At 66.5% G+C, this 21,180-nt stretch carries 19 protein-coding genes; 11 read left to right on the forward strand and 8 right to left on the reverse strand.

The window, feature by feature from the left end; all coding sequences use genetic code 11:
- Window positions 1-15: 15 nt before the first annotated feature.
- Window positions 16-1,389 carry a YihY family inner membrane protein gene (locus AC3XQU_RS09115; RefSeq protein ID WP_489873837.1) on the forward strand — a complete coding sequence of 458 codons (1,374 nt, stop codon included), beginning with the start codon at window positions 16-18 and terminating at the stop codon, window positions 1,387-1,389.
- 9 nt (window positions 1,390-1,398) lie between these two features.
- On the opposite strand, the gene AC3XQU_RS09120 is transcribed toward AC3XQU_RS09115, so the two are convergent.
- From AC3XQU_RS09120 to AC3XQU_RS09130, 3 genes are read right to left on the reverse strand one after another with little or no spacing between them, the layout of a single operon-like run.
- The gene (locus AC3XQU_RS09120; protein ID WP_489873838.1) at window positions 1,399-1,704 is read right to left on the reverse strand and encodes an Mpo1-like protein; all 306 of its coding nucleotides are present in this window, start codon (window positions 1,702-1,704) and stop codon (window positions 1,399-1,401) included.
- Window positions 1,705-1,718: 14 nt separating this feature from the next.
- Window positions 1,719-2,528 (reverse strand): alpha/beta fold hydrolase, encoded by an 810-nt coding sequence (locus tag AC3XQU_RS09125; protein ID WP_489873839.1) that lies wholly within the window; start codon window positions 2,526-2,528, stop codon window positions 1,719-1,721.
- 1 nt (window position 2,529) lies between these two features.
- Window positions 2,530-3,840: an O-acetylhomoserine aminocarboxypropyltransferase gene (locus tag AC3XQU_RS09130; protein WP_489873840.1), complete on the reverse strand. Its 1,311-nt coding sequence runs from the start codon at window positions 3,838-3,840 to the stop codon at window positions 2,530-2,532.
- A gap of 190 nt (window positions 3,841-4,030) precedes the next feature.
- Here AC3XQU_RS09130 and AC3XQU_RS09135 point away from each other — a divergent pair, with 190 nt between their 5' ends.
- Window positions 4,031-4,483 (forward strand): CBS domain-containing protein, encoded by a 453-nt coding sequence (locus tag AC3XQU_RS09135; RefSeq protein ID WP_489873841.1) that lies wholly within the window; start codon window positions 4,031-4,033, stop codon window positions 4,481-4,483.
- 220 nt (window positions 4,484-4,703) lie between these two features.
- On the opposite strand, the gene AC3XQU_RS09140 is transcribed toward AC3XQU_RS09135, so the two are convergent.
- Window positions 4,704-7,010 (reverse strand): GGDEF/EAL domain-containing response regulator, encoded by a 2,307-nt coding sequence (locus tag AC3XQU_RS09140; RefSeq protein ID WP_489873842.1) that lies wholly within the window; start codon window positions 7,008-7,010, stop codon window positions 4,704-4,706.
- A gap of 215 nt (window positions 7,011-7,225) precedes the next feature.
- Between AC3XQU_RS09140 and aroC the strand changes: the two genes are divergently transcribed.
- Window positions 7,226-8,320, forward strand: coding sequence for a chorismate synthase (aroC, locus tag AC3XQU_RS09145; RefSeq protein ID WP_489873843.1), 1,095 nt, complete (start codon window positions 7,226-7,228; stop codon window positions 8,318-8,320).
- Window positions 8,321-8,402: 82 nt separating this feature from the next.
- Here the strand turns inward: aroC and AC3XQU_RS09150 are convergent, their stop codons facing one another.
- Together AC3XQU_RS09150 and AC3XQU_RS09155 are read right to left on the reverse strand one after the other, a co-directional pair.
- Window positions 8,403-9,896: an HDOD domain-containing protein gene (locus AC3XQU_RS09150; protein WP_489873844.1), complete on the reverse strand. Its 1,494-nt coding sequence runs from the start codon at window positions 9,894-9,896 to the stop codon at window positions 8,403-8,405.
- A complete protein-coding gene (locus tag AC3XQU_RS09155; protein WP_489873845.1) occupies window positions 9,893-11,638 on the reverse strand; it encodes a putative bifunctional diguanylate cyclase/phosphodiesterase in 1,746 nt (581 codons plus the stop codon). Before AC3XQU_RS09155 ends, AC3XQU_RS09150 begins: the two co-directional genes overlap by 4 nt.
- Before the next feature lie 360 nt (window positions 11,639-11,998).
- Here AC3XQU_RS09155 and AC3XQU_RS09160 point away from each other — a divergent pair, with 360 nt between their 5' ends.
- From AC3XQU_RS09160 to AC3XQU_RS09175, 4 genes are all read left to right on the forward strand, one after another.
- Entirely contained in the window at window positions 11,999-13,681 is a 1,683-nt protein-coding gene (locus AC3XQU_RS09160) for an isovaleryl-CoA dehydrogenase (RefSeq protein ID WP_489873846.1), read from the forward strand.
- Window positions 13,682-13,796: 115 nt separating this feature from the next.
- On the forward strand, window positions 13,797-14,447 hold the full coding sequence (upp, locus tag AC3XQU_RS09165) for a uracil phosphoribosyltransferase (RefSeq protein ID WP_489873847.1): 651 nt from the start codon (window positions 13,797-13,799) through the stop codon (window positions 14,445-14,447).
- A gap of 2 nt (window positions 14,448-14,449) precedes the next feature.
- On the forward strand, window positions 14,450-14,797 hold the full coding sequence (locus AC3XQU_RS09170) for an Hpt domain-containing protein (protein ID WP_489873848.1): 348 nt from the start codon (window positions 14,450-14,452) through the stop codon (window positions 14,795-14,797).
- A gap of 340 nt (window positions 14,798-15,137) precedes the next feature.
- Window positions 15,138-15,341, forward strand: a complete 204-nt coding sequence (locus AC3XQU_RS09175; RefSeq protein ID WP_027867533.1) for a cold-shock protein — start codon at window positions 15,138-15,140, stop codon at window positions 15,339-15,341.
- A 162-nt stretch (window positions 15,342-15,503) separates the two neighbouring features.
- Here AC3XQU_RS09175 and AC3XQU_RS09180 read toward each other — a convergent pair whose 3' ends face one another.
- Entirely contained in the window at window positions 15,504-16,409 is a 906-nt protein-coding gene (locus AC3XQU_RS09180; RefSeq protein WP_489873849.1) for a LysR family transcriptional regulator, read from the reverse strand.
- 159 nt (window positions 16,410-16,568) lie between these two features.
- Between AC3XQU_RS09180 and aceB the strand changes: the two genes are divergently transcribed.
- Window positions 16,569-18,158 carry a malate synthase A gene (gene aceB / locus AC3XQU_RS09185; RefSeq protein ID WP_489873850.1) on the forward strand — a complete coding sequence of 530 codons (1,590 nt, stop codon included), beginning with the start codon at window positions 16,569-16,571 and terminating at the stop codon, window positions 18,156-18,158.
- 158 nt (window positions 18,159-18,316) lie between these two features.
- Here aceB and gloB read toward each other — a convergent pair whose 3' ends face one another.
- Complete coding sequence (gene gloB / locus AC3XQU_RS09190) at window positions 18,317-19,117, reverse strand: hydroxyacylglutathione hydrolase (RefSeq protein WP_489873851.1); 801 nt, start codon at window positions 19,115-19,117, stop codon at window positions 18,317-18,319.
- A 23-nt stretch (window positions 19,118-19,140) separates the two neighbouring features.
- On the opposite strand from gloB, the gene AC3XQU_RS09195 reads away from it, so the two are divergent.
- From AC3XQU_RS09195 to dnaQ, 3 genes are all read left to right on the forward strand, one after another.
- Entirely contained in the window at window positions 19,141-19,914 is a 774-nt protein-coding gene (locus AC3XQU_RS09195) for a class I SAM-dependent methyltransferase (RefSeq protein ID WP_489873852.1), read from the forward strand.
- 3 nt (window positions 19,915-19,917) lie between these two features.
- Window positions 19,918-20,382 carry a ribonuclease HI gene (gene rnhA, locus AC3XQU_RS09200; protein ID WP_489873853.1) on the forward strand — a complete coding sequence of 155 codons (465 nt, stop codon included), beginning with the start codon at window positions 19,918-19,920 and terminating at the stop codon, window positions 20,380-20,382.
- A 74-nt stretch (window positions 20,383-20,456) separates the two neighbouring features.
- A complete protein-coding gene (dnaQ, locus tag AC3XQU_RS09205; RefSeq protein WP_489873854.1) occupies window positions 20,457-21,164 on the forward strand; it encodes a DNA polymerase III subunit epsilon in 708 nt (235 codons plus the stop codon).
- Window positions 21,165-21,180: the final 16 nt, after the last annotated feature.

Consider the following 21,180-nt stretch of genomic DNA (forward strand, 5'->3'; position numbering starts at 1 on the left):
CCTTCTCCTGATCCGATGCTTTCAAAAACCGTGCACTCGCTGTCGCGCTCCACCTCCGACATGTTCGCCCTGGGGGTGGAAAGGGCCCGCTGGCTCACGCTGGGCGAGGCGCGCGACCTGGTGCGCTTCGCGCGCCGCCGCCTGCGCGAGGAGCGGCTGCCCCAGGTCGCCGGCAGCCTGACCTTCACCACCACGCTTGCCCTGGTGCCGCTGCTCACCATCGTGCTGGCCATCCTGACGGTCTTCCCGGTATTCGGCCAGCTGCGCAGTGCCCTGGACACCTGGTTCATCCAGAACCTGATGCCCAAGGCAATCGCCAACACGATCAGCTACAACCTGACCCAGTTCGCCAGCAAGGCCAAGGGACTGTCGCTGCTGGGCGCGGTGCTGCTGCTGGTGACGACCACCACCATGATGGGCATGATCGAGCGCGCCTTCAACCAGATCTGGGGCGTGCGCCGCCCGCGGCCGTGGTCGCAGCGGGTGCTGGTCTACTGGGCCCTGATCACCCTGGGTCCGATCCTGTTCGGGCTGTCGCTGAGCGCGACCTCGCAGCTGTTTACCGCCACCGGCGGCCTGGCCAGGTCGATGCCCTTGCTTGGCACGCTGTTCTATACCCTGGTGTCGGTGCTGCTCACCACCGGGGCCTACACGCTGCTCTACATGGCGGTGCCGAACCGCCGCGTGTCCTGGCGCGACGCGCTCTGGGGCGGCTTGGCGGCGGCGCTCGCCTTCGAGCTGGCCAAGCGCCTGTTCGCGCTCTTCATCCGCCAGTTCCCGACCTATGCGCTGATCTATGGCGCGCTGGCCGCGCTGCCGCTGTTCCTGCTCTGGATGTACATCTCGTGGCTGATCACGCTGGTGGGCGCCGTGCTGGCGGCCGCCTTGCCGGTTGTCAAATACGAGCGCTGGTGGCACCAGCCGGTGCCGGGCAGCGCCTTTGTCGATGCGATGGCGGTGCTCAAGGTGCTGCACGGCAGTTCGCAGGCGACCGGCACGGCGCTGGTGCCGAGCGCCGCCATCCGCGCCCATACGCGCATCGGCTATGACGAAATGACGATGCTGCTGGAGAAAATGGTGGAGGCCGGCTGGGTCGGGCGGGTGCAGGACGAGCTGCACGCGCGTTCGCGCTGGAGCATCGCGGCGCAGGCGAACGCCGACAACTGGGTGCTGCTGGCCGATTCCGGCACCATCCGGCTGGCCGACGTCTACCGCCTGTTCGTGTTCGACGCGGCCGGCGCCGACGGCATCAGCCGCAACGAGCCGGCCCTGGCGGTTCCGGACACGCCGCTGGCGCTCGACACGTCAGCGCTGGCGCGCCAGGTGGAAGGGGCGGTGGAGCAGGGCCTGGAACAGACCCTGGCCCAGCATTTCAGTCAACCGGCCTGAACCGGGTTTTTACCAGCTCAGCTTGCCCGTCAGCATCTGCCAGTACATGACCCAGTCGGCACGGAAGGACAGCCAGGGCTGGGCGAACGAGGCCGGGCGGTTCTTCTCGTAGAAAAAGTGCCCGACCCAGGCGCCGCCGTAGCCGCTGACCACCGCGAACAGCAGCCACCACGGGTTCAGGCTGTCGATGTACTGGGCGATCGAGGCGATCGCCGACGAGGTGCCGATGAAGTGGGCGCGCCGGCAGCGGCGGTCGGCATGCTGGGTCAGGTAATAGGGATAGAACTGCGCGAAGCTCGTATACCGGACCGTCATGGCAACTCCTTTCGTTAGGTGATGGTGGCGGCGAACCCGGCCAGGGCGTCGAGCACCGCATCGGGCGCTTCGGCCATCATCTGGTGGCCGGCGTCCACGCTGACGATTTTGCCATGGGCGAGGGCGCCAGTCAGCAGTTTCGTCGAGCGCGGCGGCGTCATCATGTCTTTTTTGCCGAAGACAAACAGCACCGGGCAGTGCACCGCGGCAGCGGCCGCTTCGCCGCCGCCGTAGCTGTTGCAGGCCGCAAAGTCGGTATGGAACAGGTGGTCGGGGTTGCGTGCCGACATCCGCTGCATCAGCCGGCGCGCCCCGCCCATCACCGAGAAACCCGGTCCCGGGCAGGACGGCTTGTGCGCGATCGAGGAATGCGACCAGATGTTGACCATGTCGATGGCGGCCTGTTCGTCGCTGCGCGAGGTCTCGAGCAGGGCGTCCGACACCTTCATCGGATAGGTCGTGCCGAGCAGGGCCAGGCCCACGACGAGCGCCGGCGCGCGCTGCACGGCTTCCAGGGCGATGAGCGAACCCATGCTGTGGCCAACCAGGATCGCGCGCTGCACGCCGGCGGCTTTCAAGAGCGCAATGACCCAGTCGGCCATCGCTTCGACGCTCCCCAGGGCCGGGCCGCTGCTACGGCCATGGCCGGGCAGGTCGACGGCCAGCACCGCGTAGCCGTGGTGCGCCAGGTAGCGGCTTTGCAGCGCCCAGACGGAATGGTCGTTCTGGGCGCCGTGGATGAAGACCACGGTGGTCAGCGCAGGGTCGAAGCCCTTGCCACCGGTATAGGCATAGGCGGGGACGCCATCGACGTCGAGCAGCATCTCAGGCTCCCTTCTGCGCAAGTTTGAGCGCGCGCTTGAGGTCGTCGATCAGGTCGTCCGCATCTTCCAGGCCCACCGACAGCCGCATCGTGCCCTCGCTGATGCCGGAGGCGGCCAGCTGGTCCGCCGGGACCCGGAAGTGGGTGGTGGAGGCAGGATGGATCACCAGCGACTTGGCGTCGCCCACATTGGCCAGGTGCGAGAACACCTGCAGGCCGTCGGCGAAACGGCGGCCCGCGGCGCGGTCGCCTTTCAGGTTGAAGGTGAACACGGCGCCGCAGCCCCTGGGCAGCAGCTTCTCTGCGAGCGCATGGTCGGGATGCGATTCCAGCTCCGGGTAGGACACCGATTCGACCGCCGGGTGCGACAGCAGGAACTCCACTACCCGGCGGGTGTTGGCCACGTGCCGGTCCATGCGCAGGCCGAGCGTCTCGACGCCCTGCAGGATGGCGAAGGCGTTGTGCGGGCTCATGGCCGCCCCGAAGTCGCGCAGGCCCTCGCGGCGGGCGCGCAGCGCGAACGGGGCCACGGTCGATTCTTCGGCGAACACCATGCCGTGGAAGCCCTCGTAGGGTTCGCACAGTTCCGGGAAGCGGCCGCTGGCCGCATGCGCGGCATCCCAGTCGAAGGTGCCGCCATCGACCAGCAGGCCGCCGATCGCGGTGCCGTGCCCGCACAGGAATTTGGTGGCCGAGTGGAACAGCAGGTCGGCGCCCAGGTCGAACGGTCGTTGCAGGTAGGGCGTGGTGAAGGTGGCGTCCACCATCAGCGGCAGGTGGTGCTCGTGCGCCAGGGCGCCGATGGCCGGGATGTCCAGTACATCCAGGCCCGGATTGCCGAGCGTCTCGCCGAACAGGATTTTCGTGTTCGGGCGGATGGCGGCGCGCCAGGCATCGAGGTCGCGCGGGTCGACAAAGGTGGTCTCGATGCCGAAGCGGCGCAGCGTGTAGTGCAGCAGGTTGTGCGAGCCGCCGTACAGCGCGCGCGACGCCACGATGTGGCTGCCCGCACCGGCAATGGTCGCCAGGCCCAGGTGCATCGCGGCCTGGCCGCTGGCCGTCGCAATGCCGGCCGCGCCGCCCTCGAGGGCCGCGATGCGTTCTTCCAGCACCGCATTGGTCGGGTTCGAGATGCGCGAATACACATGGCCGGCGCGCTCCATGTTGAACAACGCCGCCGCGTGGTCCGAATCGCGGAAGGCGAACGAAGAAGTAAAGTGGATCGGCGTGGCGCGCGCGCCGGTGGCCGGGTCGGGCGCGCTGCCCGCGTGCAGGGCCAGCGTGTCGAAGCCGGGGTACTGGGGACCGCTCATGGGTGAACTCATCCATCAATCGAGATGGGCGGCATCGTAGCATTGTTTTAAGTTTGCGCAACGCCCTGGGGACCCTGGATTGGTGCAAGGCTGGATTTTTTGGTGGGCATCGGCTACAGTCGGCGTTATGCGTAATACAAATATTCCAGATATTCCAGGCATTACAAACCAACCGGACGGGGTGGCCACCATGAAAGTCTCCGAGATCCTGCAGGTGAAAGGCGAAATCCTCTATACCGTCACGCCCGACCAGCCGCTGGTACAGGCTGCCGCGACGATGGCGGAGAAGGACATCGGCTCGCTGGTCGTCATGGAATACGGCGACCTGGTCGGCATGCTGACCTTCCGCGAGGTGATCAAGGAGCTGCACGCCCAGGGCGGCACGCTCGGCGCCGGCACGGTGCGCAAGGTGATGGACGACAGCCCGATCACCGTCACCCCCGACACCGAAGTCAACGAGGTGCGCCGCATCATGCTGGAAAAGCATGCGCGCTACCTGCCGGTCATGAATGCCCGCACCCTGCTGGGCGTGATCTCGTTCTACGACGTGGCCAAGGCGGTGCTCGAGGCGCAGCAGTTCGAGAACCGGATGCTCAAGGCGTATATCCGCGATTGGCCGGCCGAGCAGGCGGCCGAGGATTGACGTGGTGGTGGGCGGATCTCGCCCGCACTGCCAGCATTGAACAAACTCGTAGCGTGGGCGGGTTTCCCGCCCACGCGTTCAGATCACGCGTGCGTTGCGTCGACGTTTGCTTTTTCCGGACAACCCTTTTACCGCTCTTGCACGCCTCGCGATGACGCTAAGGCGTGCTGACCGCGTGGGCAAGGAACTTGCCCACCCTACGGGTTGATGGCTGTTCCAATCAGGCAGCCTCGATCAGCGCCTGCTTCCCCAGCCACTCCAGCAGCGCCTCCGGCGTCAGGGGCCGCGAGAACAGGAAACCCTGCGCCAGCGGGCAGCCCAGGCTGCGCAGGATGTGGGCCTGGCGCTCGTCCTCGACCCCTTCCGCGATGACCGACAGGCCCAGGTTGCGGCCCAGCTGGATCACCATCTCCGCAATGCTGCTGCCGCGCGCCGAGCCGGTAATCTCGGTAACGAACGTGCGGTCGATCTTGAGCCGGTCCACCTGCAGCCGCTGCAGGTGCGACAGCGACGAGAAGCCGGTGCCGAAATCGTCGATCGCGATCGATACCCCGGTGCGCTTGACCTGGGCCAGCTTTTCCACCAGCAGGGCCGGCTCTTCCATCGCCATCGATTCGGTGATTTCCAGTTCCACGTATTCGGGCGGCGCGCCCGTGTCGTCGAGCGCGCGGCGCAGCATCTCGACGAACAGCGGGTGGCGGAACTGCACCTGTGAGACGTTGACCGACATCGTGAAATTCCGGTGGCCGGCCGCGTGCAGGCGCACCAGCTCGGCCAGGGCCTGGCGCAGCACCCACTCGCCGATATCGACGATCAGGCCCGAGTATTCGGCGATCGGGATGAAGCGGTCCGGCCCGATCAGGCGCCCGTCCTCGGTGCGCCAGCGCAGCAGCGCCTCGGCGCCGAAGGCGGCGTTGGTGGCCAGGTCGACCTGCGGCTGGTAAGCCAGGAACAGTTCGCCGCGCTGGAAGCCGCTGCGCAGGGCGTGCATCATGCGCACGCGCTCGCGGATCTCGACGCCCATGCTGCGCGAAAAATAGAAGTGGCCGGCGCGCTGCTGCGACTTGGCGCGCTTGAGCGCGATGTCGGCGTCCTTGAGCGCGTCGGCGCCGCTGCCGTCGTGTTCAAGCAGGCGCACCAGGCCGAGCGTGGCCGAGACCTGCACGTCCTGGCCGTCGATGTGGAAGGGCTCGCGGAACAGCGCCTGGATCGGCGCCGGCTGCACGCTGCCTGCGTCGCCCAGCACGCAGAAGATGTCGCCGCCGATGCGCGCCACCTGCAGGCCCGGATTGCCGGCCCCAAGGCGCGAGGTCAGGCGCTTGCCCACGGCGGCCAGCAGCAGGTCGCCGAAATGATGGCCCAGCGCGTCGTTGGTCTCGGCAAAATGGTCGAGGTCCACCAGCGCCAGCGTGACTGTATCGCGCCCGGCGCCGGCCAGCAGGGCGTCGAGCAGCTCGACCGCGCGGGTGCGGTTGGGCAGGCCGGTGAGCTGGTCGCGGAAGGCGGCCTGGTTCAGGTGGGTCACCAGTTCGACGTTTTCCAGGCCGACGGCGACCATGCTGGCGAACACGTCCAGCAGGCGGCGCTCGATGTCGCCCAGCGGGCGACCGAACGGGATGCAGGCGGCGAAATCGCGGCCAGCCTTGCCGGGGAAATGCAGGGTCAGCCAGCCGCCGCCATCCATGGCGCAGCGCTCGCGCAGGGTGCGCGCCGCGGCCGCTGCCAGGGCAGGATCGCGCTGCGGGCTCAGTTCCCCGCCGGCGAGATGGCCTTGTTCGCCGGCGGCCGCCACCACGCGCAGCACGTCTGGCCGGGCGTGGCCCGACTCGCGCACGCACAGCACGCCCGCGAGCGGCTGGCCGAGCAGGGTGGCCGCCTGCTGCAGCACGCCCTGGGCCACGTCCGGCACGCCCTGCAGGGCCATCAGCTCGGTGCCGGCCGACAGGATGTGCTCCAGGCCCGCGCTGCTGGCCTGGATGGCGCGCAGCTGCTGGTAGGAGCGCACGGCGGCCGCCACCGCTGTATACAGCTTGGTGCGGGTCAGTTCGGACTTGGTGCGGTAATCGTTGATGTCGTAGCCGCGGATCGCCTCGAGTTCCGGCGCGTAGCCGGGCTGGCCGGTGCGCAGGATGATGCGCACCTCGTGCATGCCCAGCTCCTCGCGGATCTGGCGCACCAACTGCAGGCCGGCGTCGGGACGCTCCATCACCACGTCGAGCAGGACCACGGCGATCCCGGCCTCGCGTTCGAGCACGGCGCGCGCTTCCATGGCGGTGTAGGCATGCAGGAATTCCAGCGGGCGGCCCTGCATCTCGACATTCTTCAGCGCGAACAGGGTCGTCGAATGCACGTCGGCGTCATCGTCCACGACCAGGATGCGCCAGGTCGGCTGCGGATGTGCGTCGCCGGGCGACGCTGCGCCGGTCCGGGCCTGGCCGGTGGCGGGGGGCGCGGGCGCTTCGTCGACGAAGAGCAGGTCGTCGTGCGCTTCGGTCGGGTTGCCTGGTGGCGTCATCGAGGCAGGCATGTGCTACGTCTCCAGTTGAGCTGGGCTTTGATATTCCCCAGTATATATGCAATTGCCAACACAAAACCCCCGGGGCCTGCCTTAAGGATAAAATATATATCCGTACGGAAACTATTTAATGGATATCTGGCGAATATGCGACAAGCCGGTGGCCGATGGCCCGGCGGTGGGACTGGTAGAATGCCAAGTCCACCATTTTGCACGCAGAGCAATCCATGTCCGGCAACTCCTTTGGCAAGCTGTTTTCCGTTACCACCTTCGGCGAGTCCCATGGTCCGGCCATCGGCTGCGTCATCGACGGCTGCCCGCCCGGCATGGCCCTGAGCGAAGCCGACATCCAGCCGGAGCTCGACCGCCGCAAGCCCGGCACCTCGCGCCACGTGACGCAGCGCCGGGAAGCGGACCGGGTCCAGATCCTGTCCGGGGTCTACCAGGGAGTGACCACCGGCACCCCGATCGCGCTCCTGATCCCGAACGAAGACCAGCGCAGCAAGGATTACGGCAACATCGTCGAGACCTTCCGCCCGGGGCACGCCGACTACACCTACTGGCACAAGTACGGCGTGCGCGACCCGCGCGGCGGCGGACGCTCGTCGGCGCGGCTGACCGCGCCGGTGGTCGGCGCCGGCGCGGTCGCCCGCAAGTGGCTGCGCGAGCAGCACGGCACCGAGTTTTTCGGCTGCATGCGTCAGCTGGGCGATATCGAGGTGCCGTTCCAGGGTTACGAACACGTGCACGCCAATCCCTTCTTCGCCGCGACTGCGGACGCCGACCTCCTGGCACGCATGGAAGCGGCGATGGACGACTTGCGCCGCGCCGGCGACTCGATCGGCGCGCGCATCGACGTGGTGGCGCGTGGCGTGCCGGTGGGCTGGGGCCAGCCGATCTACGACAAGCTCGATGCCGACATCGCCTACGCCATGATGGGGATTAACGCGGTCAAGGGCGTGGAAATCGGCGCGGGCTTCGGGTCGGTGGCGCAAAAGGGCTCCGAGCACGGCGACGAGCTCACGCCGGACGGCTTCATCGGGAACAACGCCGGCGGCGTGCTGGGCGGGATTTCGAGCGGGCAGGACATCACGGTGTCGATCGCGATCAAGCCGACGTCCTCGATCCGCACCCCGCGCCGTTCGATCGACAAGGACGGCAATCCGGTGATGGTCGAAACCTTCGGCCGCCACGACCCCTGCGTGGGCATCCGGGCTACGCCGATCGCCGAGGCGATGCTGGCCCTGGTGCTGATCGACCACGCGCTGATGCACCGCGCGCAGTGCGGGGATGTGAAGGTAGGGACGCCCCGGCTGGGGTGAAGCTGGAAAGAGTTCACCCGCTACGCCCGATGAATGTCGTCGCGGCGAAGGCCGCTATCGGCAGGGCTTGACTCTACTGGCTTCACACCCGCGTCGCCACCGCCTCCTGCTGGTGCCGCCGCTCCACGGTGCGCACCACCAGGCCGCGCAAGTCGTTCAGCAGCGAGAACTCGGTCTGGCTCAGCACCACCGACGGGAAGCTGCCGTCCCATTCGCCGTAGATGAAGCCGGCCGGCTGGCCGTGGGCGCACAGCGGGATCACGACGAAGCACCTGGCCTCGCCGAGCGTGCCTTTCCACCAGCCCGGCAGCTTGGTGGCGAAGCGTTCGTCCTGCGCGTTCTCGATGAAGATCACGCGGTCGCTGCCCAGCGCGGCGTGGAAGACGTTCGGCTCGTAGGCATCGTCGAACACCAGGTTCGGCAGCAGCGCCTTGCTGCCTTCGCCCAGGCCCAGCCGGGCCGCATACCGGGATTCGCGGCGGTTGCGCAGGAAGGCGAACGAACGCGTGAACGACAGGCCCTTGTGCATGGTTTCCAGCGCCATCGACATCATCTGGCCCGGCGTCGCGGCCAGGCCGGCGTCGCGCATGTCGGCCACGCCGCTCATCAAGACCTTGTTGCCGGCCATGCGGCTGCGGTTCGCCGCCACCTGCTGCTCGCGCTTTTCCAGCGGCTTGGCCAGCGGGGCGATCGACAGGTCGGCGGCGGCGGTTGCGCGCGCCTTGTCGATGGCGCCCATCAGGCTGGCCGCTTCGACGCCCAGCATCGGCGCGAAGCTCGCCGCCAGCTCGGCGACGCGCTCGGCGCCGGTATCGTCGTCGTTCCACAGCGCCTCGGCGGCCTGGGTCGACATGGTGCCCAGCGCCGCCAGCCAGTCGTCGTGGCCGAAGCCGTCGAAGCGCTCGCTCGGCTCGACCCGGCGCATGCCGGCGATCAGGTTGCGCGGCAGTCCCCAATGCTCGGCGGTCGCGCGGCCGACGGCTTCGAGCGTCATGCCAAGATGCGCTTCGGCGGCTGCTTCCTCGCGCCCTTCGCCGGCGGCCGCGCGCATCTGGCTCCAGCGCTCGGGCATGTAGAAGGTGATCATCATGCGGCCCAGCGAATGCAGGATCGAGCACACCACGGCTTCTTCCGGGTCGCGCGAGACCGCGCTGGCGGCGACCTGCTGCGCCACCATCCCGGCCAGCACGGCTTTTTCCATCTCGACGTGGGCGCTCTCGGTGTTGGGCGTGGACTTGGCCAGTTCCTCGATGAGCTTCAGGCCCAGCGCCAGGTGGCCGATGGCTTCGGTGCCGAGCACCAGCACCGCCTTGGACACGGTGTTGATGCGCTGGCCGAAGGCCGAGTACATGCCGCTGTTGGCAAGGCGCAGCACCTTTTGCGTCAGGACCGGGTCGGACAGCACCGTCTGCGTCATCGAGAACTCGCGCTCGTCCTCGCCGCGCATGGAGGCGAGGATGGCGTTGATGGCCTTGGTGAAGCCCGGCATGTCGCCCTGGCGGCGGATGCGTTCCCACAGCAGGGAGAGGGTGGCTTCGGCCCGGGGCGGGCGAGTGGCGTCGGGGATTGTCGTCATGGTGTGCCCGTCCGTTTGTCGGCCGGCAGTAATTCCGTGTAGAGATTTTCTTTCAGGGCGGCCAGCGCCACATGCGCCGGCATCGGCTTGCCGGTCAGGTAGCCCTGTACGTAATGGCAGCCCAGGTTGTCGAGCCAGGCCAGCTGCTCTTCGGTCTCGACGCCTTCGGCGACCACCGACAAGTCGAGGTGACGGGCGATGTCGAGCACCGCGCTGCAGATCGCTCCGTCCTTGGCCGCTTGCGGCAAGTCCTTCACGAAGGCGCGGTCGATCTTCAGCACCGAGATCGGGAAGCGCTTGAGGTAGGCGAGCGACGAATAGCCGGTGCCGAAGTCGTCGATCGCGATGCGGGCGCCGCGCTCGGCCATCTTGCCCAGCACGCTCTCCGCATGCACCGGGTCGACCATCAAGGTGCCTTCGGTGATCTCGAGCACCAGCTGGCGGCCCTTGGTCCCGGACAGCGCGAGCGCATCGTCCAGCACCGTCAGGAACTTGTCGCTCCTGAACTGGCGCGGGCTGATGTTCACCGAGATGTAGAGCTCGCGGCCGGCCACTTCCTCGAACTGGCGGATCTGCATGCAGGCCGCCTTCAGCGCCCAGGCGCCGAGCAGGTTGATCAGGCCATTGGTCTCGGCGATCGGGATGAAGCGCACCGGCGGCACCATGCCCAGGGTAGGGTGCTTCCAGCGCATCAGGGTCTCGAAGCCCTCGATGGTGCGGTTGCGCGCGTCGACGATCGGCTGGTAGTAGAGCTGGAATTCGCCCTCGCGCACCGCATTGAACATGGCCGCCTCGAGCGAGATGTCGTGCTCGGGCGGGCCCTGGTCGGCCGGGCTGTAGGTGACCGTGCGCGCCTTGCCGGTTTCCTTGGCGCGCGACATGGCCGTATCGGCCAGGGTCACCAGCCGCACCTCGTCCTCGGCATGCTCGGGATAGGTGGCCACGCCGATCGAGCCGGCCAGGTAGATCGTGTGGCCCTCGATCTCGAAGGGCGACTGCAGGGTCGCCATCAGGCGCCCGGTGACCAGCTTGATCTGGGCCTCGCCGGCGGTGCCCGGCAAGACCGCGACGAACTCGTCGCCGCCGACGCGGGCCAGGGTATCGCTGTCGCGCAGGGTGCGGCGCAGGCGGCTGGCCGCCATGCGCAGCACCGCGTCGCCCACGCCGTGCCCGAGGCCGTCGTTGACCTTCTTGAAGCCGTCCAGGCCGATGGTGGCGACCGAGAAGCCCTGGCCGGAGCGGCGCGCATTGGCGATGACCATGCGGATGCGGTCCGACAGCAGGACCCGGTTGGGCAGCTCGGTGAGGGCGTCGTGGGTCGCCATGTGGCGCAGGCGTTCTTCGGTCGCGTGCTGGCCCGACATGTCGCGGCCCACCACCAGCAGCGGCGCATCGTCGCCGCTGGGGATCACGGCAATGCGCAGCTCGAACCAGACATCGCGCTCGCCGAGGCGAAAACGCGCCTCGACCACTTCGGGCTTGCCGCTCGCGGCCGCGCTGGCCAGGGCGTCGCGCAGCGCTGCCTGGTCGACGTCGTGCACCAGCGATACCAGCGAACCGCTGCCCGAATCGAAGCCGGCAAAGGCTTGGGCGCGCTGGCTCGCTGCGCGCAGCTGGCCGCTGCGCGTGACGCGGAACACGGCGTCGCCGGCCGCTTCCAGCAAGCTGTCGAGCAAGCCCGGCGCCGGCCGGCGCGGGTCTTGCGGGTTGGGCTGGTGAGCAGCGATGGAACTGGTGTGCATTCTCGGGGTTCTGCCTTGGGTTCTGCCTACTGTTCGCTGGCCCGCGCTTCCTGCGCGGCGGGCGCCAGCCTTGTGTAAACCATGCAAGTCTATCAAACCAACGGCGACTGGTGCATCGAAAGATTCCAAAAGGCACTAAATCACACAATGGCCTGCCATGACCTGTCCATCCTTGCGCTGGCGCAGCCGCTTGTGTTGATGTGTCCTTTGCGCTAGCTTACTTGTTGCGAACTGCTAGCCTGGACAAGCATACTGCCATCCAGCATTGTCGCCGATCCTTGCAAGAAAGCAAATTTCTGCAGGCGAGATGGGGTGATTCTGATGCTGGGCTGCAACATCATCCAACGAGAGACGAAAGACATGAACGGTTTCGATACCCATGAGGTGCTCAACCAGGCTGCGCCGTTCGCGGACGTCAACCTGTTCACCTGCGACCCGGCGCTGCGCGAGGCGCTCGAGCGCGAAGGCGCCGGCTGGGCCGCGCCGCAGCTCGACGCCCTGGGCGCGACCCTCGGCCGCGCCGACGTGCTCGACCTGGCGCGCCAGGCCAATGCCAACGGCCCGCGCCTGGTGAGTTTCGACCGCGCCGGCCGGCGCGTCGACGAGGTCGAATTCCATCCGTCCTGGCATACCCTGATGGCGCTGCTGATCGGCGCCGGCGCGCATTCGGGTCCCTGGCAGGACCCGCGGCCCGGCGCCCAGGTGGCGCGCGCCGCCCAGTACCTGCTGTTCGGCCAGGTCGAGAACGGCGTGCAGTGCCCGGTCACCATGACCTTCGCCTCGGTGCCGGCCCTGCGCCGCCACCCGGTCCTGGCCGCCGAGTGGCTGCCCAAGGTGCTGTCCAACGAATACGACCCGCGCTCGCTGCCGGTCGCGCACAAGCGCGGCGCCCTGGTCGGCATGGGCATGACCGAGAAGCAGGGCGGCAGCGACGTGCGCGCCAATACCACCCGCGCCAGCGCGTTGCCGCCATCCGAAGCCCGCGAGCGCTTCGGGGAGGCAGGCGAGGGCGCCCACCGCATCGTCGGCCACAAGTGGTTCTTCTCGGTGCCGCAGTCGGACGCGCACCTGATCCTGGCGCAGCTCGACGATGCCGGCAGCAGCGGCCTGTCCTGCTTCTTCGTGCCGCGCTACCTGCCCGACGGCAGCCGCAACGCGATCCGCGTGCAGCGCCTGAAGGACAAGCTGGGCAACCGCTCGAACGCCTCGTCCGAAGTCGAGTTCCAGGATGCGGTGGGCTGGATGATCGGCGCGCCGGGACGCGGTATCCCGACCATCCTCGAGATGGGCGGCTATACCCGGCTCGACTGCGTGCTGGGCAGCGCAGCCATCATGCGCGCGGCGCTGTGCCACGCGCTGCACCACGCGCGCGGACGCAGCGTCTTCGGGCGCCTGCTCGGCGAGCAGCCATTGATGCAGAACGTGCTGGCCGACCTCGCGCTCGAATCGGAAGCGGCGACTGCGTTTGCGCTGCGCCTGGCGCGCTGCTTCGATGCCGGCGACGACCCGGCGCAGGCCCTGCTGGGGCGCATCCTGACTGCGGCCGGCAAGTACTGGATCTGCAAGCGCGGCCCGGCCTTCGGGGCCGAGGCAATGGAAGTCATGGGCGGCAACGGCTATGTCGAGGATGGGCCGCTGGCGCGCATCTATCGCGAGCTGCCGGTCAATTCGATCTGGGAGGGCTCGGGCAATGTGATGTGCCTGGACCTGCTGCGCGCGCTCGGCAAGTCGCTGCCTGACGCGCATGCGACGCTGGCGGCGGAGCTGGCGCCGGCGTATGGGCTGGATGCCCGCTTCGACGACTTCGCGGCGCGCCTGCTCCATGACCTGCCGGCGCAGGTAGCCGAGGAGGGCGGCGCGCGCGTGCTGGCCGAGCGGATCGTGCTGGCCGTGCAGGGCGCGCTGCTGCTGCGCCATGCGCCAGGATACGTCTCGAGCGCCTTCGTCGCCTCGCGCATTGCCGTGGCGCCGGGCGGAGCGTTCGGGCGGCTGCCCCCTGGGTGCGACTGCGCGGCGATCCTGGCGCGCGCGCTGGCTACCTAGGGTTCGGGGCCGGCATCGACTTTATTGTCGAAATGTGCAGAAAAAAAGGACAAACCGGCGCGTGGCTGGGATAATGCCGGTCTACCGCACCACACCCATTGCCTTGATACCGACCATGAAACAAGACCCGCGTTTCCCCAACCTCTACATCCTGAACCACCCGCTGATCCAGCACAAGCTGTCGCACATGCGCGAGCACGACACCTCGACGCGCACCTTCCGCGAGCTGCTGCGGGAAATCACGCTGCTGATGGGGTACGAGATCACGCGCGACCTGCCGCTGACCACCCGCCCCGTGCAGACGCCATTGGTGACGATCGATGCGCCGGTCATCGCGGGCAAGAAGCTGGCCATCGTGCCGATCCTGCGTGCCGGCATCGGCATGAGCGACGGCCTGCTGGAACTGGTGCCGTCGGCGCGCGTCGGCCACATCGGCGTCTACCGCGACCCGGAGACCCACGAACCGGTCGAATACCTGGTGCGCCTGCCGGACACCAACGAGCGCACCTTCATCCTGTGCGATCCGATGGTCGCCACCGGCAATTCGGCGGTGCACGCCGTCGACGTGCTGAAAAAGCGCGGCGTGCCGAGCGAGCACATCATGTTCCTGGCCCTCGTGGCCGCGCCGGAAGGCGTCGAGGTGTTCCAGAAATCGCACCCGGACGTGAAGGTGTATGTCGCCTCGCTCGACTCGCACCTGAACGACGACGCCTATATCGTGCCGGGCCTGGGCGACGCGGGCGACCGCATCTTCGGCACCAAGTAATCATGCACGCGGCCGACAAGGGATTCTTTTCGCGACTGGCGTCCTTCAACGACAGCTTCGCCAGCAATCTGCCCGCCACGCTCGAGCGCATGGCGGCGGTTGCGGCCGGCCTCGACCCGCGCGAGCCGGCGATCGCCGCCAGCGAATTGCAGGCCATGCTGCATACCGTGGCGGGGTCGGCCGCCACATTCGGCTACCGGGGCCTGGGCCACCATGCGCGCGCGCTGGAGCAGCGCCTGCGCGTCCTGATGACCTTCGACGCGGTCGCCGCCAGCGACTGGGCCAGCTGGACGGCGGAGCTGGAACAATTCGTCGAAGCGGGGCGGCGCGATCCGCGCGGCTTCGCTTGATTGCTGCATCAAATTTGCCTGCGGCATAATGCCGTAACGCAATCAGCCATTCATGGAACGTTTGATACCGCGCAAACTTACGTCCAACCATTGCCCTATATTTTCTCTACTACCGAATGCAAAGCAGGTCCGTAAAAGTTGAAGCAAGGAATTTTTATCGACTTAAATGGCTGTGTAAGAATTTTTATTTTGCAGACATGGTGTTTATTTGTTTTTATTCGGTATAATGCAGGATCGTTGGGTTGTAGGTAGTAGTGCAGTCTGTCTGTCATTCCTTTCTTGCTTCTTCAAACGATCTTAAACGGGCGCAAGCCCAACTTAACTGAAATAGGAAATTGTAATGGCAACTGGCATCGTAAAATGGTTCAATGATTCGAAGGGTTTTGGCTTCATCACCCCTGACGAAGGCGGCGAAGATCTGTTCGCTCACTTCTCGGCGATCCAAAGCAATGGCTTCAAGTCGCTGCAAGAGAACCAGCGCGTTTCGTTCGATGTGACCACTGGCCCTAAGGGCAAGCAGGCCGCGAACATTCAGCCGCTGTAATCGCTCTCCAGCGATAGCAAAAATCCCCGGACTGCCGGGGATTTTTTTCGCCTGATGGTTTGTGGCGAAGCGAGCCTTGCTGTTGCTTGCACCGCATCGGTGGATTGGCCAGTGACCCCTAGGTGGGCAAGTCCTTTGCCCACGCGTCCAACCAGTGCCCGTTTAGCGCACCTGCCAATACTCCGGCTGCGCGTAGCTCCTGCGCAAGAAATCCACGAAGGCCCGTATCCGCAGCGGCAAATGCTGCCGCTGCGCGAACACCGCATGGATGTCGTTGCCCGGCGCCGCGAAGTCGTCCAGTACCGTGCACAGCTCGCCCGCGGCGATCTGCGCACCCACTTCCCACATCGAGCGCCAGGCCAGGCCCTTGCCGGCCAGTGCCCAGGCATGCAACACCGCGCCATCGTTGCACTCCATGTTGCCGCCCACCTTGAGCGCCACCGGCTTGCCCGCGTCGAGGAAAGTCCAGCCGCGCTGGCTGCCTTCGCTGCTGATCGCCAGGCAGTTGTGCCTGGCCAGGTCCGCCAGGGTGCGCGGCGTGCCGTGGCGTTTCAGGTAGGCGGGCGAGCCCACCACCACGCGGTGGTTGTCGGCCAGCTTGGTGCCGACCAGGCTCGAGTCGCTCAGGCTGGCAATGCGGATCGCCACGTCCACCCCTTCGCCCACCACGTCCACCAGCCGGTCCGTCAGGTTCAGGTTGACGGTTACCTCGCGGTGCTCGGCCAGGAAAGAGGGCAGGAGCGGGGCCACGTGCTGGCGCCCGAAGCCGGCCGGCGCCGACACCAGCAGGTGTCCGCTGGCGCGTACGCTGCGTTCGGCCGCCGCCGCTTCGGCCGCTTCGAGTTCGGCCAGGATGCGCTGGCAATCCTCCAGGAAGGCGGCGCCTTCGTCGGTCAGCACCAGGCGGCGCGTGGTCCGCTGCAGCAGCTTGACGCCAAGCCGGCCCTCCAGCGCATCGAGCCGGCGGCCGATCATGGCCGGCGCAATGCCCTCGGCCCGCGCCGCCGCCGACAGGCTGCCGCGCGCCACCACTTCGACGAAGGTCGAGATCTGCCGGAACTTCCCCATCCATCCTCCTCATTTGATACAAAAACGCACAGATGTAGTGAGAAAATGTATCGTTTAGCTATCTTCAAGTGAATATACTTGATGCTTAGACAAACGCCAAGGCGCGGCTCACGGCCGCCCGCCGCGCATCGGTTTTCGACTACCCAAGGAGAATGTGCAATGACGATCGCCACCCCCGCCGGCATGCAAATCACGGGCGCCATCCAGCCCGGCTACGAACAAGTCTTGACGCCGGAAGCACTTGCCCTGGTCGCCAAGCTCACGCGCGCCTTCGAGCCGCGCCGCCAGGAGCTGCTGGCTGCCCGCGTCGAGCGCGCGCGGCGCCTGGATGCCGGCGAGCGCCCGGACTTCCTGGCCGAGACCGCCCATATCCGCAGCGGCGACTGGAAGATCGCGCCGATCCCGAAGGCCCTCGAATGCCGCCGTGTGGAAATCACCGGCCCGGTCGAGCGCAAGATGGTGATCAATGCGCTGAACTCGGGCGCGGACAGTTACATGACCGACTTCGAGGATTCGAATACCCCGAACTGGGACAACCAGATCACCGGCCAGATCAACATGGTCGATGCGGTGCGCCGGACGATCTCGCTCGAGCAGAACGGCAAATCCTACAAGCTGAACGACAAGGTCGCGACCCTGGTGGTGCGCCCGCGCGGCTGGCACCTGGACGAAAAGCACGTGCTGGTCGACGGCAAGCGCGTCTCCGGCGGCATCTTCGATTTCGCGCTGTTCATGGTGCATAACGCAAAGGAGCAGCTGGCGCGCGGCGCCGGGCCGTACTTCTACCTGCCGAAGATGGAATCGCACCTGGAAGCGCGCCTGTGGAACGACATCTTCGTGATGACCCAGGAAGAACTCGGCCTGCCGCGCGGGACCATCAAGGCGACCGTACTGATCGAGACCATCCTGGCCGCCTTCGAGATGGACGAGATCCTGTACGAGCTGCGCGAGCACAGCGCCGGCCTGAACGCGGGCCGCTGGGACTACATCTTCTCGTGCATCAAGAAGTTCAAGCTGGACAAGGAGTTCTGCCTGGCCGACCGCGCCAAGGTGACCATGACCGCGCCCTTCATGCGCGCCTACGCGCTGCTGCTGCTGCAAACCTGCCACAAGCGCGGCGCCCCGGCCATCGGCGGCATGGCGGCCCTGATCCCGATCAAGAACGACCCGGAGAAGAACGAGGTGGCGATGGGCGGGGTGCGCAACGACAAGGCGCGCGATGCGACCGACGGCTACGACGGCGGCTGGGTCGCCCACCCGGGCCTGGTCGAGCTGGCGATGACGGAGTTCACCAAGGTGCTGGGCGAGAAGCCCAACCAGATCGACAAGCAGCGCCCGGATATTCAGGTCAGTGCAAAAGACCTGCTCGACTTCAAGCCGGAAGCGCCGATCACGGAAGCGGGCCTGCGCTACAACATCAACGTCGGCATCCATTATCTCGGCGCCTGGCTGGCCGGTAACGGCTGCGTGCCGATCCATAACCTGATGGAAGATGCGGCCACCGCCGAGATCAGCCGTTCGCAGGTGTGGCAGTGGATCCGTTCGACCAAGGGCGTGCTCGAAGACGGACGCAAGGTCACTGCCGAGATGGTGCGGGCGATGATCCCGGAAGAGCTGGCAAAGGTGAAGGTCGATGCCGCCAACGGCGATAACCCGAGCTATGCGCGGGCGGCGCAGATTTTCGAAGAGATGTCGACGTCGGAGACGTTTGCGGAGTTCCTGACCTTGCCGCTGTACGAAGAGATCTGAGCGGCTGGCCTGCTAGTTACACCGTAGGGTGGGCAAGTCCCTTGCCCACGCGTTCAACGAACCGATGCCGACCACGGAGCGTGCTCCTTGAGGTGATTTGAACGCGTGGGCAGGTGAAACAGTCCAGTGGACTGTTTTACGCCCACCCTACGGCCGCGTCAGAACACGTTCTTCCATTCTCTCAGCGCGGCAAATGCCTGTACCGGCGACGCATCAGGAGACAGGCGCCCCGCATCCACCAGGCTCTGCACGATCCCCGGCTCGGTGTAGCGCAGGAACGGATTCGTCCCGCGCTCCAGCCCGATCGTCGAGGGCACCGTCGGCAGGTGCGTCGCGCGCTTGTCCGCCGCATCCTGCATCCGCAGCGCCAGCCCCTGGTTATCCGGCTCGACCGCCTGCGCGAACTTCAAATTCGCCACGGTGTACTCGTGCGCGCAATACACCAGCGTATCGTCCGGCAGCGCGGCCAGCTTGGCCAGCGAGTCCGCCATCTGCCTTGGCGTTCCTTCGAACAGCCGCCCACAGCCGCCTGCAAAGAGCGTGTCGCCGCAGAACAGCCAGTTGGCGCCCGGCGCGCGCCGCACATAGGCAATATGTCCGCGCGTATGCCCCGGCACATCGAGTACCTCGAATGCCAGGTTCAGGCCCGCGACCTGGATGCGGTCGCCTTCGCCGAGGGCCTCGGTAACAAACCCGATTCCATCGTTGCGCGGCCCGTACACCGGCACCGGCCAGTCGGCCAGCAGGCTGGCGACACCGCCGATGTGGTCAGCATGGTGATGGGTGAGTAAAATGGCGGTAAGGGACAGCGCATGCGCGCCCAGGGCTTCACGGACCGGTCCGGCATCGCCCGGGTCGACCACCGCGGCGTGGATGCCGTCGTGAATGATCCACAGGTAGTTGTCGTTGAAGGCGGGGACGGTCAGGACCGCCAGGTCCGGGTGAGAAGTGGTCGTCATAAAGTGTGAACCGAAGGGATGGCATGGACAGCGCAGTATCCGAGAAATCCATTATAGCGCTCGACCAGTGGCTGCAATCGCCGGCGGGGGCCTACGTGCGCGCCTTCGAGCAGGCCTGCCTCGACGAGCTCACCGCGGACATCTTCGGCTTCAATGCGCTGCAGGTCGGCGTGCCCCAGCTCGATGCACTCGCCGCCAACCGCATGCCCAACAAATGGCAGGCCGCCACCCGCACCTCCACCAGCGACGAGCTGATGTTTGCGGCCGGCGGCAAGCAGATCGCGGTCGCGCTCGACTTTGCCGAGTTGCCTTTTGCCTCGCACAGCATCGACCTGGTGGTTCTGCCGCACGTGCTCGAATTCGCCACCGAGCCGCACCAGGTGCTGCGCGAAGTCGAGCGCGTATTGATCCCGGAAGGGCAGGTGATCATCTGTGGCTTCAACCCGGCCAGCCTGTGGGGCATGCGCCAGGGCGTGGGCCGGGTGACGAATAACGGCTACCTGCCTGCGTCAGGCGAATTCATCTCTATGCCGCGCCTGAAAGACTGGCTAAAATTGCTCAATCTCGGCGTGACGCGCAGCCATTTCGGCTGTTATGCGCCGCCGTGCCGGACGGCCCACTGGCTGAGCCGGTTCGCCATGATGGAAACGGCGGGACAACGCTGGTGGCCCTACCTGGGCGCCGTCTACGTGGTCCACGCCATCAAGCGGGTCAAGGGCATGCACATCATCGGACCTGCATGGAACAAGAAAACGAGCAAGCGACCGCAGGCAGTGCCGGCGGCAAACAGAGAATGAGACATGCAAGACACTGAAGCAAACGCGGGCACGACCAAGGTCGACATCTTCACCGACGGCGCCTGCAAGGGCAATCCGGGTACGGGCGGCTGGGGTGCGCTGCTGGTGGCCAACGGCCACGAAAAAGAGATTTTCGGCGGCGAGCCGAACACCACCAACAACCGCATGGAATTGCGCGCCGTGATCGAGGCGCTGGGCGTGCTCAACCGGCCGTGCGAAGTCGTGCTGCACACCGACAGCCAGTACGTGCAGAAGGGCATCTCCGAATGGATCCACGGCTGGAAGGCGCGCGGCTGGAAGACCGCGGCGAAAGAGCCGGTGAAAAACGACGACCTGTGGAAGGCGCTCGACCTGGCCCAGCAGCAGCACGCCGTCGAATGGCGCTGGGTGCGCGGCCACAACGGCCATCCGGGCAACGAGCGGGCCGACGTGCTGGCCAACCGCGGCGCGGCTTCCGTGCGCCGTTAAGCCATCCTGGGCGGTCGCCGGCTGTTATACTTCGGCCCGCCTGCATCACCGATCCACCTACTCACGTACCGCCCATGCGCCAGATTGTCCTCGATACCGAAACCACCGGCCTGAACCCCAGGACGGGCGACCGCGTCATCGAGGTCGGCTGCGTTGAAATCTTCAACCGCAAGCTGACCGGAAATAACTTCCACCGCTATATCAACCCGGAACGCGATTCGGACGAGGCCGCGCTGGCCGTGCACGGCTTGACCACCGAATTTCTGCGCGACAAACCGAAATTCCACGAGATCGCCGAAGAGCTGCGTGAATTCGTGCAAGGCGCGCAAGTGATTATCCATAATGCGCCCTTCGACCTGGGCTTCCTGAACGCCGAGTACGCGCGCCTGGGGCTGCCGCCATTCACCACCTATTGCGCCGGTGTGATCGACACCCTGGTGCAGGCCAAGGAACTTCATCCGGGCAAGCGCAATTCGCTGGACGCGTTGTGCGACCGCTACGAAGTGTCGAACGCCCACCGCAAGCTGCACGGCGCGCTGCTGGACTCGGAGCTGCTGGCCGACGTCTACTTGTCGATGACGCGCGGGCAGAATTCGCTGACGATGGATGTCGCGGCCGAAACCAGTGCCGGCGGCGAGCTGGTCGAAGCGGGCCCGCTGGGCGAGATCATCGTGGTGGCGGCCAGCAGCATCGAGGAAGCCGCGCATGAAGTGGTGCTCGCCGGCCTGGACAAGAACGTGAAAGGCAGCTGCATCTGGCGCAATTATTCTCCGCAGGGGTGACGACGGCGTGATTCTG

This window comes from Telluria sp. AZSoR62 (genome assembly GCF_058111565.1).